This is a genomic window from Haloferax sp. ATCC BAA-644 (assembly GCF_000336975.1).
Classification (GTDB): domain Archaea; phylum Halobacteriota; class Halobacteria; order Halobacteriales; family Haloferacaceae; genus Haloferax; species Haloferax volcanii.
The window spans coordinates 61,922-75,832 of the sequence record NZ_AOLF01000003.1 but is presented as its reverse complement, the minus strand read 5'-3'; the positions used below and the strand labels follow the sequence as shown (position 1 = coordinate 75,832).

At 69.7% G+C, this 13,911-nt stretch carries 11 protein-coding genes; 10 read left to right on the top strand and 1 reads right to left on the bottom strand.

All coding sequences use genetic code 11. The features are described 5' to 3' along the window. The 6 genes from cobJ to C458_RS03055 are packed head-to-tail and all read left to right on the top strand — an operon-like array spanning window position 1 to window position 4,883. Window positions 1–1,062 carry a precorrin-3B C(17)-methyltransferase gene (gene cobJ / locus C458_RS03080; RefSeq protein WP_008573116.1) on the top strand — a complete coding sequence of 354 codons (1,062 nt, stop codon included), beginning with the start codon at window positions 1–3 and terminating at the stop codon, window positions 1,060–1,062. Window position 1,063: 1 nt separating this feature from the next. Beyond that, complete coding sequence (locus C458_RS03075; RefSeq protein ID WP_008573113.1) at window positions 1,064–1,318, top strand: ferredoxin; 255 nt, start codon at window positions 1,064–1,066, stop codon at window positions 1,316–1,318. Then, window positions 1,315–2,037, top strand: coding sequence for a hypothetical protein (locus C458_RS03070; protein WP_008573110.1), 723 nt, complete (start codon window positions 1,315–1,317; stop codon window positions 2,035–2,037). Before C458_RS03075 ends, C458_RS03070 begins: the two co-directional genes overlap by 4 nt. Then, complete coding sequence (locus C458_RS03065; protein WP_008573109.1) at window positions 2,034–3,254, top strand: CbiX/SirB N-terminal domain-containing protein; 1,221 nt, start codon at window positions 2,034–2,036, stop codon at window positions 3,252–3,254. Before C458_RS03070 ends, C458_RS03065 begins: the two co-directional genes overlap by 4 nt. A gap of 2 nt (window positions 3,255–3,256) precedes the next feature. Further along, window positions 3,257–3,640 carry a DUF3209 family protein gene (locus tag C458_RS03060; RefSeq protein ID WP_008573107.1) on the top strand — a complete coding sequence of 128 codons (384 nt, stop codon included), beginning with the start codon at window positions 3,257–3,259 and terminating at the stop codon, window positions 3,638–3,640. 4 nt (window positions 3,641–3,644) lie between these two features. Beyond that, entirely contained in the window at window positions 3,645–4,883 is a 1,239-nt protein-coding gene (locus C458_RS03055) for a PQQ-binding-like beta-propeller repeat protein (RefSeq protein ID WP_008573105.1), read from the top strand. Window positions 4,884–4,918: 35 nt separating this feature from the next. Here C458_RS03055 and C458_RS03050 read toward each other — a convergent pair whose 3' ends face one another. Then, window positions 4,919–7,072: a VWA domain-containing protein gene (locus C458_RS03050; protein ID WP_008573103.1), complete on the bottom strand. Its 2,154-nt coding sequence runs from the start codon at window positions 7,070–7,072 to the stop codon at window positions 4,919–4,921. A 44-nt stretch (window positions 7,073–7,116) separates the two neighbouring features. On the opposite strand from C458_RS03050, the gene cobN reads away from it, so the two are divergent. The 4 genes from cobN (at window position 7,117) to C458_RS03030 (ending at window position 13,747) form a co-directional block, all read left to right on the top strand. Next, window positions 7,117–10,989, top strand: a complete 3,873-nt coding sequence (cobN, locus tag C458_RS03045) for a cobaltochelatase subunit CobN (protein ID WP_008573102.1) — start codon at window positions 7,117–7,119, stop codon at window positions 10,987–10,989. Then, window positions 10,982–11,662, top strand: a complete 681-nt coding sequence (locus tag C458_RS03040) for a precorrin-8X methylmutase (protein WP_008573100.1) — start codon at window positions 10,982–10,984, stop codon at window positions 11,660–11,662. The genes cobN and C458_RS03040 overlap by 8 nt, the downstream gene beginning before the upstream one ends. Then, complete coding sequence (locus C458_RS03035) at window positions 11,655–12,443, top strand: cobalt-precorrin-7 (C(5))-methyltransferase (RefSeq protein ID WP_008573098.1); 789 nt, start codon at window positions 11,655–11,657, stop codon at window positions 12,441–12,443. Before C458_RS03040 ends, C458_RS03035 begins: the two co-directional genes overlap by 8 nt. 89 nt (window positions 12,444–12,532) lie before the next feature. After that, window positions 12,533–13,747 carry an ABC transporter substrate-binding protein gene (locus C458_RS03030; protein WP_008573096.1) on the top strand — a complete coding sequence of 405 codons (1,215 nt, stop codon included), beginning with the start codon at window positions 12,533–12,535 and terminating at the stop codon, window positions 13,745–13,747. Window positions 13,748–13,911 lie beyond the last annotated feature (164 nt).

Below are 13,911 nucleotides of genomic sequence, written 5' to 3'. Positions count from 1 at the left end.
ATGAGCGACTCAGACACGACGACCGAATCGAACTGCGGCGGAGCGACGACCGAATCGAACTGCGGCGGAGCGACGACCGAATCGAACTGCGGCGGAGCGACGACCGAATCGAAATCGAAGTGCGGCGGGACGAAGACGGAGGCCGAGTCGGACACGACCTCGAACTGCGGCGCGTCGTCCTCGACGGCGGACGACGACTCGGCGTCGAAGTGCGGCGGCAGTTCGGGCGGGTCGAAGCAGGAACAGACCGCCGAGAAGGTCGAAGCGACCATCGACGACTTCGACGGCGAGCCGGGGCAGTTGGTCGCCGTCGGCCTCGGTCCCGGCCGTGCGAGCGAGATGACGACGCTGGCGAAAGACACGCTGCGGGAGGCCGACCACATCGTCGGCTACACGACCTACATCGAACTCCTCCCCGACGACGTCGTCGAGGGCGCAGAGGACATCTACTCGACGCCGATGTGCGGCGAGGTCTCCCGGACCGAGGAGGCGGTCGACCGGGCGCTCGCCGGCAACGACGTGGCCATCGTCGGCAGCGGCGACCCCAACGTCTACGCGCTGGCCGGGCTCGCGCTCGAAATCCTCGAATCGAAGGGCGCGACCGCGAGCATGGTCGACTTCGACGTGGTCGCGGGCGTCCCCGCGGCGCAGTCCTGTGCGGCACGGTTGGGCGCGCCGCTCGTCAACGACACCGTAACCATCAGCCTCTCGGACCACCTGACCTCGATGCCGACCATCGAGTCGCGCCTCCACGCGGCCGCCAAGGAGGGCTTCACCATCGCCATCTACAACCCGTGGAGCCGCAAGCGCCGGTCGAACTACGAGAAGTGCTGCGAGATTCTCCTCGAACACCGCGCGCCCGACACGCCGGTCGGCATCGTCCACGGCGCGGGCCGCGAGGACGAGGAGGTCGAAATCGTCGAACTCGGTGACCTGCCCGACCTCGGTGAGACCGACCTCGTGGACATGACGACGACGCTGCTCGTCGGCAACGAGGAGACGTACGTCTGGGACGACCGGATGGTGACCCCGCGGGGCTACGAGCAGAAGTACGAGTACTGAGATGTTCGAAATCGAAATCGACCGAGATGCCTGCGACGGCATCTTCGCCTGTCTCGCCCGCGACGGCCGGTTCGTCGAGGACGACGACGGACTCGCCACAATCGACCCCGACGCGGCCGGCGTCGTGCGCGTCGAGCGAACCGACGAGCGCGTCGTCGCCGTCCTCGAAGGCGACGCGAAGGCGGACGACGACGCGACGCTCGCGGCCCAAGCCTGCCCGCCGGGCGCGATTTCGGTCCGGGAGGTGGACGCGTGAGCGACGCGAACGCCGGCGACTCGGCTGCGGACGCCGACTCGGACGCGACCGTGGACGCCGGCGTCGCCCCCGCGGACGACCTCCTCGAAAGCGCGCCCGAGACGGCCTACCTCTGGGGCCACGTCGCCGGCGGCGGCGAGGTCGAACGAGGGGAGTTCACCGTCTCGACGAGCGACGAGACCTGCGCGAACCGCCTCGCGGTCATCGCCGGCGGCGGCGACATCGACCGCCGGGAGACGGAGCGGGAGTACGCCCACAACACCGCCGTCACCCGCGTCAAAGACGAGTACCGCGTGACGGTCGACGGCGACGTGGTGCGAAGCGCGAGCGCCGCGTTCGGCCTCCCCGTCGGCGACGACGCCGGCGGCTACCGCTTCGACGTGTTCGAAGACCGGCGAAAACAGCTCCTCCGCGGACTGCTCGAATCCTGCGGGACGGTCTGTTTCAAATCCTCGACGGGGACGGTCGGCATCTCGTTCGTCCACGACGACCGGGCGCTCCTCGAAACCGTTGACCGACTGCTCGACGCCTGCCCGGTGAACGCGCCGACCGGCGAGATTGGAGAGACCTCGTCGGGCGGCTACTGGTTCGGCATCGACGACGACGCGGCCGCCGGCTTCGGCGAGTGGGTTTACGAGGGGAGCGACGGGACGAACCTGTTCGCGCCGACGCGGCGTCGAAAGCTCGTCCGCAGCCTCGAAGAGGCGGAGAACGCATGAGTCTCGAACGGCCCGACCCGGCGCTCGACGACGACGCGGTGCTCCTCGTCGGTCACGGTTCGCGCCGCGAGGCGTCGAACGAGCAGGTTCGGACCCTCGCCGCGAAGCTGGAATCGCGGCTGTCGGTCCCGGTGGACGCGGCGTACATCGAACTCGCCGAGCCGTCGATAGACGACGCGATAGAGTCGATGGCCCCGACCTGCCGGACGATGACCGTCGTCCCCCTCTCGCTTTTCGCCGCGAGCCACGTCAAAAACGACGTGCCGCTGGCGGTCCAGCGGGCCCGCGCGACCCACGACGACACCGAGTTCCGGTTCGGCTCGCATCTCGGAATCCACCCGTCGCTCGTCGACCTGCTGGACGAGCGGGCTCGCGCGGTCGAATCCGACCTCGGCGTCGACCGCGAGGCCGACGACGTGGCGGTCGTGCTCTGCGCCCGCGGGTCGAGCGACCCCGACTCGAACGGCGACGTGCACAAACTGGCGCGCCTGCTGTACGAGGGCCGCGAGTTCACCCGCGTCGAATCGGCGTTCATCGGCGTCACCACGCCCCGACTTGAGGAGACGCTCCACACGGTCGCTAAGGACCGCCCGGACGCGGTCGTCGTCCTCCCGTACATGCTCGGTGACGGCGTGCTGACGGGGCGAATCGTGGACAAAGCCGAGACGTTCGACGAGGAGTACCCCTACGTCGACGCGGGCGCATCGGGACCGCTCGGCACGGACGACCGGGTGGTCGAGACGCTGGCCGACCGCTATCAAGAGGCGCGGTCGGGGAGCGTCGAGATGTCCTGCGACACCTGCAAGTACAAGGTCGAACTCGCCGGCTACGAGGACGACGAGGGGGGCGCTCGGGCGATGCTCCGCTCGCTCGTCCACCAGGCCGAACACGCAGACCGGAGCGACGTGGACGACGACCCGCACGTCCACGACGCCCCCGAGAAGCACGTCGCGGTCTGTACGAACCAGACCTGCGCCGCGAGCGGCGCGGCGACCGTCCTCGAACAACTCAGACAGGGCGTGCGCGACGCCGACGACTGCGACGTGCACGTCTCGCGGAGTTCGTGTCTCGGCCAGTGCGGCGACGGCCCAATCGTCGCCGTCTACCCCGACAGCGTCTGGTACGGCGGCGTGACGCCCGACGACACAGAGCGCATCGTCTCGTCCCACCTCGAACGGGACCGCATCGTCTCGAACCTCGTCAACCAATCACTCTAATCATGGCCTGTGCAGAACTCGAAGCGCTCCGACTGGCGCTGTTGAACATCACCGGAACGACCGACGAACACGCGAAGCGACACGCCGAAGCCGAACTCGAAGACTACCTCGGCGACGCCGACCCCGGCCCGATTCAGGCGCTCGCGAACGCGAGCACCCTCGATGAGGCCCAACGACACCTCGACGCCGCGCTCGTCGACCTCGAAGAAGAGGCCACGCAAATCGACGACGACGACCCGCAATCGGGCTATCTTCGGGGACGGCTCATCGCCGTCCGCGACGCCGAGCGGTCGCTTCGCCGCATCCGCGAGGGAGCCGATGCGTTCCTCGACGACCTCGGAGAGGCGCACCACACGCTCCACGACGCCTTCCCCGTCGAGGACTGAACCGATGCCATCGGCTCCACCCTCGGCCCGCCGCGACCTCGGGTCGGTCGACCCCGCGAGCAGTCGCCACAACTGGACGCGCTCGGCGGTCGCCGCGACCGACGACGCCGTCTTCGTCGGAACCGCGGCCGGCCGCGTCGTCGCGCTGGAAACCGCTGCCGACTCCGGGCCCGACTCCGGCGACCGGTGGGAGGCGCGCGGCGACAACCCCGTCGTGTCGATGGCCGCCACCGACGACTTCCTCGTCGTCGGCGAGCGCGGCGGCGACGGACTCGTTCGCGTCCTCGACGCCGAGACGGGCGACGCCCGCTGGACGTACGCGACGACCGACGACGTGGGCACCGCGGCGAGAGATTCGCTGTTCTTCCGGCCCTACGTCGTCGACCTCGCGGTGACGGGCGACAGAGTCGTCGTCGCCGCCCGGCGGTACGAACGCGACGGCGACGAGCGAGTCTGGCGGAGCGTCGTCCTCGGGTTCGACCGCGACGGCCGGGTCGCGTGGCGCAGACGCGTCCACGCCTCGCCCATCGCGGTCGCCGCCGAGGGAGACCGCGTCGCCGTCGCGTACAACCGCTGTCCGAACCCCGAACAGGACGGCCTCGTGCTCCTCGACGCCCACACCGGCGGGCGAGTCGCGTCGTGGGACCCCGGCACCGACGGCGACCGGCGGGTCGGGGACGTGGCCTTCGCGGGCGACGCGCTGGCCGTCGCCAGCCACGGCGACAAGCGCGGCTACCTCCTCGATTTCGAGGGGGACGAGCGGTGGCGACTCGACCTCGCCACCGAGCGCCGCGTCGGCGACGAGACCGTCTACGCCTATCCGACCCACGTCTGCGTCGCCGACGGAACCGCCGTCTTCGTCACGGGGAACACGTTCGCGGAGTCGACCCGTGACCCGGACGCGCGACATCCCGACGAACACACCGCGGTCGGCGTCTCGGTCGATGGGGGCGAGCGCCTGTGGACCCGCGACACCGGCGGGTTCGCGCGGGCGACCGTCGCGGCCGGCTCGCGGGTGTTCGTGCCGTCCGCCCAGCACTTCCGGGAGCGAGAGGCCGAGCGCCACGGCGTCCACGCGTTCGAGTCGGCAGGAGGACACGTCCGGACCGACAGCCTCTCCGGCATTCCGACCGCGGTCGCCGCCGGCGGGGGCGTCCTCGCGGTGGTCGAAGAGCCGGTCGAGTACCACGACGAGGGCGTCACGCGCGGAGCCTACCGACTCCGCACGCGACCGATTCGATAGAAGAGACCATGCGACACGAGACGAGCGACACCCCGCTACTGCCCGTCCGCGAAGCGCTCGGCCTCAGCGACCCGCTCGGCCGACAGGTCGGAAAGCGGGATGCGCCGCGCGCCCGTCTCGGAGACGAGGATGTCGGTCACGCCGATGCCGTCATCGCCGGCGTCGACGACGACGACCGACGCGTCGGCGGTGGCGAGGCTCCGCGCCGCCGACCGGGTCTGTCCGGTGGGGCTGCCGTCAGCGACGGTAACCCGGCCGTCGGTGACGATGACAACGAGCGCGCTGTCGGCGTCCGAGCGGTCGATGACCCGGCGAGCGGCGTCGAGTCCCGAGGGAAGCGGCGTCCGGTCGCCCGTCGGGAGCTCCTTCAGGTGCCGCGCCGCCAGCGTGACGCTGTCGGTCGGCGGGAGCAACACCTCGGCGTCGTCGCCGGCAACAGCGACGAACGCGACCTCGTCGCGCTTCTCGTAGGCGTCTTCGAGGAGCGACAGCACGGTGCCTTTCGCCCGCCGCATGGCGGCGCGCATCGACGCGCTCGCGTCCACGACGAACACGACGAGCGTCTCGGCCGACCCGCGGGAAACCGCGGTTCTGAGGTCCGACCGGGTGACGCGGGACCGCCCGGCCGACGCGGCGGCGCGGACCGACGCCGGAACGTCGATGTCGTCGGTCTCGGTCGCCGGTTCGGTTCGCACCCGCGAGCCTCGACCCTGCCGCGACTCCCGCACCGCGGCGCGGCTCCCGTCACCCGGCGTCTCCGCGTCGAGGGCGGCGTCCTCGACCGGCGGGCGCTCGGAGTCACCGATAGCGGCCCGGCTCTGTCCGGGGAGAAGCGGCGTGGCCTCGTCGGGGTCGTCGCCGGAGTCACCGTCGCCGGAGCCGTCGGAGTCGCCGTCTTCGGAAGCTCCGTCTTCCGAATCGCCATTCTCGGCACCACTCTCGTCGGCTCCGCCGACCTCGCCGCCTCGGTCGTCGCCGCCGGCGTCGTCATCCCCGGCGTCAGAGTCGGGAGCCGCGCCGGGGGCGTCGCCGTCGGAATCGTCGGCGTCGGCGTCGCTGTCGCCTCCCTCGGCGCGTTCGCCGTCGTCTCCGCCGTCGCCACCGTCGCTATCGCCGTCGTCAGCACCACCCGCATCGTCACCGTCGTCAGCATCCTCGCCCTCATCCCGGTCTTCGTCCTCGTCGAAGTGGTCGTCGAGCACGTCGTCGAGGTCGGGGTCGTCGTCGAACGGGCGGCTCTGGAGTCGGTGCGGGAGCGCGAGCGCGGCCGCCTCGCGCACGTCGCTTTCGAGCACCTTCGTCCGGCCGTCGAGCGCCGCGAGGGTTCGGGCGGCGCGGGCGATGGCGATGTCGGCGCGGTGGCCCTCGACGCCGGCGTCGACGCAGAGTTCGGCGATGTCGCGCTTGAACTCGGTCGGGAGGGCGACCGAGTCGAGGCGGGCCGTCGCCTCGCGGAGCGCGGTTTCGAGTGCTGCGGTCTCCTCGCGGTGGGCGTCGCCGGCCGTCGCCGGGTCGTCGCCGTCTCCAAGCGCCCGGTCGATAATCGCCACGCGGTCGTCGATGTCGCGGCTGCCGACGACGGTCGCCTGGAGGGCGAAGCGGTCCCGGAGTTGGGGGCGAAGGTCGCCCTCCTCGGGGTTCATCGTCCCGACGAGAGTGAACTCGGCGGGGTGTTCGACGCTCACGCCGTCGCGCTCGACGCGGTTGACGCCGCTCGCGGCCGCGTCCAAAAGCAGGTCGACGAGGTGGTCGTCGAGGAGGTTCACCTCGTCTACGTAGAGGATACCGCGGTTCGCGCGGGCCAAGAGCCCGGGGTCGAACGACGCCTCGCCGTCGAGCGCGCCGGCAACGGAGAGCGTGCCCGCGACCCGGTCGCGGGTCGCGCCGAGCGGGAGCGTCACGAGCGGGACCGACCGGTGTTCGACCTCGTGGTCGTCGCGGGCGCGACACGAGTCGCACTGGCGGGCCGGGTCGTCCGGCTCGGGCGGGCAGCCGTACGGACAGTCCGCGACGACCGCCTGTTCGGGCAGGAGGTCCGAAAGCGCGCGGACCGCGGTCGACTTCGCGGTGCCCTTCTCGCCGCGGACGAGCAGGCCGTCGAGGTCGTCGTTGGCTCCGGCGGCCAACAACGCCCGTTTCAGTTCGTCTTGGCCGACGATAGCCGAGAACGGAAGCGTCTGAGTCGTCATCGAATACGAAAACGTAGTTGCAGTAAGACAATAACACTTTATCAATGACACCGACAATCGGACTGTACACAGCGACCGAAAACGAGTTGGGCGCGGTCCAGCGGGCCGCGCGCCGACTCGACGGAATCGACCTCGTCGTCCGCTCCGCGAGCGATTTGGACGACGTGACCGACGCGGACGCCTTCGTCGACGAGTTGGAGTCAGCGACCGCGGCCGTCTTCTGGCTCCACGGGGCCGAAGACAGCATGCCCGGCTACGACCACGCGGTCGAACGACTCGAAGCCGCGGGCGTGCCGCTCGTCGTCAAAGCCACGGGCGACGCCTTCGCGCGCCGAGACACGACCGTTTCCGACGCGGACCGCGGGCGCGTCTGCGACTACCTCGACCGCGGCGGCGCGGTGAACGTCGAGAACCTCTGTCGGTTCCTCGCCGCCGAGTACGCCGGCGTCGAGACCGAGGTCGACGACCCGGTCGAACTCCCGACTGAGGGCGTCTACCACCCGGACTACCCCGGCGTCGAGTACGACGAACTGCTCGATACGCACGACCCCGACAAGCCGACCATCGGCGTCTGGTTCTACGAGTCCCACTGGACGCACGCCAACACCCGGTACGTGGACGCGCTCGTGGAGCGACTGGAATCGCTCGGCGCGAACGTCCTCCCGGCGTTCTGCAACCCCGCGACCGACGAGGAGGGTCAAGAGAACGCTGAGTGGGTCGCGCGAAACTGGTTCTCCGACGACGACGGCCCCGTCGTGGACGCCGTCGTCAGCTCCTTCATGTTCTCGCTGTCGATGAGCGAGCGCGGCCGCGACGCCGACGACGAGGGCGCGGCCGCCGAGGACGTGTTCCTCAGCGAACTCGGCGTCCCCGTCTTGCAGGCAATCACGACCATGCGCTCTCGAAGCCGGTACGAATCGAGCGACACGGGCGTGATGGGCTTCGAACTCGCGCTGTCGGTCGCGCTCCCCGAGTTCGACGGCAACGTCATCACCCACCCGATAAGCGGGAAAGAGCGGATGGAAGACGAGGCGGGCGTCGGGAGCGCGCCGAAGCAGCACTTCCCCATCGAGGACCGCGTGGACCACGTCGCCCGCCTCGCGGTCAACTGGGCGCGACTCCGCCACCTGCCGAACGACGAGAAGAACGTCGCGGTCGTCCTCCACAACTACCCGCCGAGCGACGACGGCATCGGGACCGCCTTCGGGATGGACAGCCCCGAGAGCACGGTCAACCTCCTGTCCGAACTCCGGGAGCGGGGCTACGCCGTCGGTGACCTCCCCGCGGACGGGCAGGCGCTCATCGACGACCTCACCTCGCAGTTGACGCTGGACGACCGCTGGGTCGCCCCCGAGGACGTGCGGGACCTGAGCGTCGACGTGGTGTCGCCCGACCAGTACGCCGACTGGTTCGCTGACGCCGACGACCGCTTCCGCGACAACGTCATCGAGGAGTGGGGCGACCCGCCCGAGCGACCCTTTGCCATTCCGGGCGTCGAGTTCGAGAACGTCCTCGTGACCGTCCAGCCCCCGCGCGGCTTCGGGATGGACCCCTCGAAGGTGTACCACGATTCGGACCTCCAGCCGCCGCACGACTACGTGGCGTTCTACGCGTGGCTCCGCGAGGAGTTCGACGCCGACGCCGTGGTCCACCTCGGCACCCACGGGAGCCTCGAATGGCTCCCCGGCAAGACCGTCGGCCTGAACGGCGAGAGCGCGCCGGACCAACTGGTTTCTGACCTCCCGAACGTCTACCCGTACATCATCAACAACCCCGGCGAGGGGACGCAGGCCAAGCGCCGGTCGTACGCGGCCATCGTGGACTACCTCACGCCGGTCATGCGCACCGCGGGAACCTACGACGACCTCGCGGACCTCGAAGAACTCGCCCGCGAGTACCGCGAGGCGGGCATGGACGAGGCCCGCCCCGAGCGCGGCGACCAGCTCCGCGAACTCCTCCTCGACGCGGTCGACGACCTCGACCTCGCGGTCGAACTCGGGTTCGACGACGCAGACGCGGTCGGTGACGCAATCGACGGTGCGGATTCCGGTTCCGGCGTCGATGCCGACGCCGTCGGGTTCGACGAACTCGTCGAGCGCGTCCACGAGTACCTGACCGACGTGAAGACGACGCAGATTCGGATGGGCCTCCACACGATGGGCGAACCGCCCGAGCAGGACCGACTCGTGGAGTACCTCGTCGCGCTCACCCGACTCCCGAACGCGGACACGCCGAGCCTCCGCGAGAGCGTCGCGGGCGTCATGGGCGTCGAGTACGACCGGATGCGGGACGAGCCGGGGACGTACGACGACGACCTCGGGATGTACCTCTCGGAGGCCGCCGACCGCGTCTACGACCAGTGCGTCGAACTGGTGTCGGCTCTCGCGGAACGCGACTTCGACGTGCCCGAGTCGGAGGTCGACGCCGGCCCCGACGACGAGGTGAACATGAACCTGCTCGTGGTCGATATCGACCAACTCGGAGACGCGCGAGCCAAGCGCGGCGCGCACGACGACCTCCGCGAGGTGCTGGCGTTCATCTGCGACGAGGCGGCCCCGCGAATCGCGGCCGCCGAGGACGAGATTCCGCAGACTGCGGACGCCCTCGACGGCGAGTACGTCCGGCCCGGCGGCTCCGGCGCGCCGACCCGCGGCGGGGTGGACCTGCTGCCGACCGGGCGGAACTTCTACACGCTCGACCCGCGGAAAGTCCCGGCCAAACCGGCGTGGAGCGTCGGCGAGCGCGTCGCTGAGGGCGTCCTCGACCGCCACTACGACGACCACGGCGAGTACCCCGAGGAGTTCGGCGTCGTCGCGTGGGGGACGCCGACGGTCAGGACCCGCGGCGAGACCATCGCGCAGGTGCTCGCGTTCATGGGCGTCGAACCGGTGTGGACCGACGCGGGCCGCGTCGACGACGTGGAGCCGATTCCGCTGGACGAACTCGACCGGCCGCGAATCGACGTGACGACCCGCGTCTCGGGGCTGTTCCGCGACGCGTTCCCGCAGGCCGCGAGCGTCGTCAACGACGCCGTCGACGCGGTAGTCGACCTCGACGAACCCCACGAGATGAACTACGTGAAGAAACACGTCGAAGAGGACGCCGCCGAGTTCGAATCGGAGGGCGTCGACCCCGACGAGGCCGAGACACTGGCCAAACACCGCGTGTTCACGACGACGCCCGGCGGTTACGGCGCGGGGACGAACAAGGCCGTCGACGAGGGCGAGTGGGACGACCGAAGCGACCTCGCGGACGTGTTCGTCCAGTGGGGCGGCTACGCCCTCGGGAGCCGCGGGAAGGTGACCGAGGCCCACGACGCCTTCGAGCGCCGCTTGAGCGGCGTCGAGGCGACCGTGAAAATCGAAGACACCGCCGAGCAAGACGAGTTCGACTCCTCCGACTGGTACGCCTTCCACGGCGGGTTCGTCTCCGCGGTCGGTGAGATTTCCGGGAGCGACCCGGCGTCGTACGTCGGTGACTCCAGCGACCCCGACAACGTCAGCGTCTACACGAACGAGGAGAAGGTCCGCAAGGCGATGCGGGCGCGCGTCCTCAACCCCGACTGGCTCGACAGCATGGAAGAACACGGCTACAAGGGCGCGGGCGACCTCTCCACGACGGTCGACGTCGCGCTCGGCTGGGACGCGACCACGGGCGTCGTCAGCGACACCCTCTGGGAGAATCTCGCGGACGCCTACGCCTTCGACGAGGACCGACAGGAGTGGCTGCGCGACGTGAACCCGTGGGCGCTCGAAAGCATCACCGCGACGTTCCTCGAAGCCATCGACCGCGACCTGTGGGACGCCGACGAGAGCGTAAAAGAGCGGTTGCAGGACATCAATCTCTCGGTCGAAGGCGACCTCGAAGCGAACACGACGAACGCCATGACGCAGACCCAAACCCAATCCGATGACTGAACGAGACGCCTACGCCGACCTCGGCGCGACGACGCAGGAAGCGATGGATATCGCGGAGACGAGCATGGACATCGTCCGGACGTTCGTCCCCGACGAGACGCTGACCGACCGACTCCGACAGAAAGCCGTGCACTCGACCGGCGACATCGAGTTCCAGCACCTCATCCGGTGTCAGAACGACCCGGTCGTCGCGGGCGCGAGGGCCGTCATCGACGAGCGACCCATCGTGACCGACATCACGATGGCGAAAGCCGGCATCACCGGCCGCGGCCACGACTGCCCGGTGCGGAAGGCAATCGGCAACGGCGCCGAACTCGCCGCCGAGACCGGCATGACCCGGACCGCGGCCGCGGTGCTCGAACTCGACAAGGAGGGCGTCTACGACGGCGCTATCGCGGTCGTCGGCAACGCGCCGACCGCCGCGTTGGCGCTCTGCGACTGCATCGAAAACGGCACTCGCCCGGCGGCCGTCGTGGCGACGCCCGTCGGCTTCGTGAAGGCCGAAGAAAGCAGAAAGCGCGTCCGCGACGTAGCCGACGAGTACGGCGTGCCCGCGGTGACGAACGTCGGAAAGCGGGGTGGGAGCGGCCTCGCGGCCGCGCTCACGAACGAACTGATTCACGTCGCCAGCGACGTGCGCAACGGCGACGTGGACCTCGCGGACCATGAGTGAGGACGACCCCTACGACCTCGATTCGGGGCCGGACCCGGCGGCGTTCGCCGCGGCCGCGCCCGAGCAGGGCATCGATGAAGACGCCGCCGCGCCGGTGTACGCGGTCGGCGTCGGCCCCGGCAACCCCGAGTATCTGACGCCCCGCGGGCGGCGGGCGATTCGGGAGGCCGACGTGGTCGTCGGCTTCGAGACGGTCGTCGACTTCGTCGCCGACGAGACCGACGCCGACCTGCTCACCTGCGGCTACGCCGACGAGGCCGACGCGCTGTCCGAGTTCGGGCGGCGCGTCGCGGCCGGCGACCGGGGGACGGCGGTGCTCATGGGTGACCCGAACCACTCGGGATACCAGTTCCTCGGGAAGGTCGAGCGGGCCGTCGACCGGCCGGTGCGGGTGATTCCGGGCATCTCGTCGCTCCAGATAGCCGCGAGTCGCGCCCGGACGCCGATGGAGGACACGCGGTTCGTCACGCTCCACAAAAGCGGGTCGCTCGACGCCGACCTCGACCGATTGGCCGAGGCGGCCGGCGAGCGTCACCTGCTCGTCCTGCCGCGACCGTTCGACTGGATGCCGGGCGACATCGCCGAGTTCCTCCTCGATGCGGGCGCGGACCCCTCGCTGGACGCGCTCGTACTCGAACGGCTGACCCACGACGACGAGCGAATCACCCGAACGACGCTCGGAAACCTGCGCGACTCGGCCGGCGGGAGCGGCCCCGACTCGACGCCGTACTCGGACCTCTCGGTGCTCGCCGTCAGAGCGCCCGTCGGCGCGGCGGACTGAGCCGCCTCCCTCCCCCCGCCCCGCTCGAAGGTAGTTAGGCTCGCCTAAATTCCGAAGACGTTTTAACCATTTAGGGAGGCCTAAAAGACATGGCAAACGACGGACAAAGCGGACGGGAATCGACGCGGCGCGAGTACCTCCAGTACGGCGGCGCGGTCATCGCAGGCGGCCTGCTCGCCGGCTGTACCGGCGGGGGCGGGTCGGGGACGACGACGACGGGGTCCGAGTCCGAGACGACCACGGCCGCGACGACCGAGGCGGCGACGGAGACCGAAACCGAGACAGAGGCAGAGACGACGACCGAGGCGGCGGAGTCCTACTCGGTGTCGATAGAGCCGGTCGGTGAGGTCGCCTTCGACTCGGTCCCGGAGACGTGGATCGCGAACAACGGCAGTTGGGCCGACATGGGCGTCGCGCTCGGGCTCGACGCGCCGATGGGCGTTTGGCTCCCCGGCCGGTACCACACGCAGTACTACGACGAGATTCCGGACGTGAGCGTCGACAAGTCGTCCATCCGCCAGCTGTGGGGCGACAGCGGCGTCGGCAAGGAGCAGTTCTACGAGCTGAACGCGGACGTGCACATCGCCGACCCGAACTTCCTCCTGAACCGCGGCCAGTGGAGCGAGGCCGACATCGAGGAGATCAGCACGCAGGTCGGGCCGTTCTTCGGCAACAGCATCTTCTCGCGCGGCTACGCGTGGCACGAGGACTACCGCTACTACACCCTCTACGAGGCGTTCGAGAAGTTCGCGCAGGTGTTCCAGCGCGAGGACCGCTTCGAGGCGTTCGAACAGGTCCACGAGGAGTTCCAGTCGAACCTCGCGCCGGTCGTCCCCGCGCAGGGCGAGCGACCCTCGGCCGCCGTCGTCTGGGCCGGAGGCGACGAGCCAGAGGAGTTCTACCCCTACGTCATCGACGAGGGGACGAGCTTCAAGCATCTCAACGACCTGAAAGTCAACGACGCGCTCGCGACGACCGAGGTGCGGGACTTCTACAGCAACCGCGGCGCGGTCGACTTCGAGACGCTGCTTGAGGTCGACCCCGAAGTGCTCCTCGTGCGCGGACAGGAAGCCAAGACACGCGAGGAGTTCCAGAACACCGTGGTCTCGTTCATGGAAAACCACGAGGTGGCGGGCGAACTCACCGCCGTCCAGAACGGCGATGTCTACCGCGCCGGCGCGCTCTATCAGGGCCCCATCACGAACCTCGTCGCGACGGACCGCCTCGCGCGGACCCTGTACGACGCCGACGAGCGCCTGTTCGACGCCCAGCGCGTCGCGGACATCGCCAACGGGAATCTGTAACTCGCCCCGAGCTCGCGGCCCCGCTTTCTCTCTTCGCCCAACCGTCGAGCGGCGCGTCCCGCCAGAACGCTTATCATATTTTAGGCTAGCCTAAAAACATGGCAGTGAGACAAGATGTGGGCGTGTCCCCGGTGGTCACCGCAGCGTGGCTCACCGAGGGAGAA

Excerpts from the sequence above, each read along its gene's own strand:
- C458_RS03060 (WP_008573107.1), top strand. The coding sequence starts at position 3,257 with ATGGCCTGTGCAGAACTCGAAGCGCTCCGACTGGCGCTGTTGAACATC.
- C458_RS03030 (WP_008573096.1), top strand. The coding sequence starts at position 12,533 with ATGGCAAACGACGGACAAAGCGGACGGGAATCGACGCGGCGCGAGTAC.
- cobN (WP_008573102.1), top strand. The coding sequence starts at position 7,117 with ATGACACCGACAATCGGACTGTACACAGCGACCGAAAACGAGTTGGGC.
- C458_RS03040 (WP_008573100.1), top strand. The coding sequence starts at position 10,982 with ATGACTGAACGAGACGCCTACGCCGACCTCGGCGCGACGACGCAGGAA.
- cobJ (WP_008573116.1), top strand. The coding sequence starts at position 1 with ATGAGCGACTCAGACACGACGACCGAATCGAACTGCGGCGGAGCGACG.
- C458_RS03035 (WP_008573098.1), top strand. The coding sequence starts at position 11,655 with ATGAGTGAGGACGACCCCTACGACCTCGATTCGGGGCCGGACCCGGCG.
- C458_RS03055 (WP_008573105.1), top strand. The coding sequence starts at position 3,645 with ATGCCATCGGCTCCACCCTCGGCCCGCCGCGACCTCGGGTCGGTCGAC.
- C458_RS03075 (WP_008573113.1), top strand. The coding sequence starts at position 1,064 with ATGTTCGAAATCGAAATCGACCGAGATGCCTGCGACGGCATCTTCGCC.
- C458_RS03050 (WP_008573103.1), bottom strand. The coding sequence starts at position 7,072 with ATGACGACTCAGACGCTTCCGTTCTCGGCTATCGTCGGCCAAGACGAA.
- C458_RS03065 (WP_008573109.1), top strand. The coding sequence starts at position 2,034 with ATGAGTCTCGAACGGCCCGACCCGGCGCTCGACGACGACGCGGTGCTC.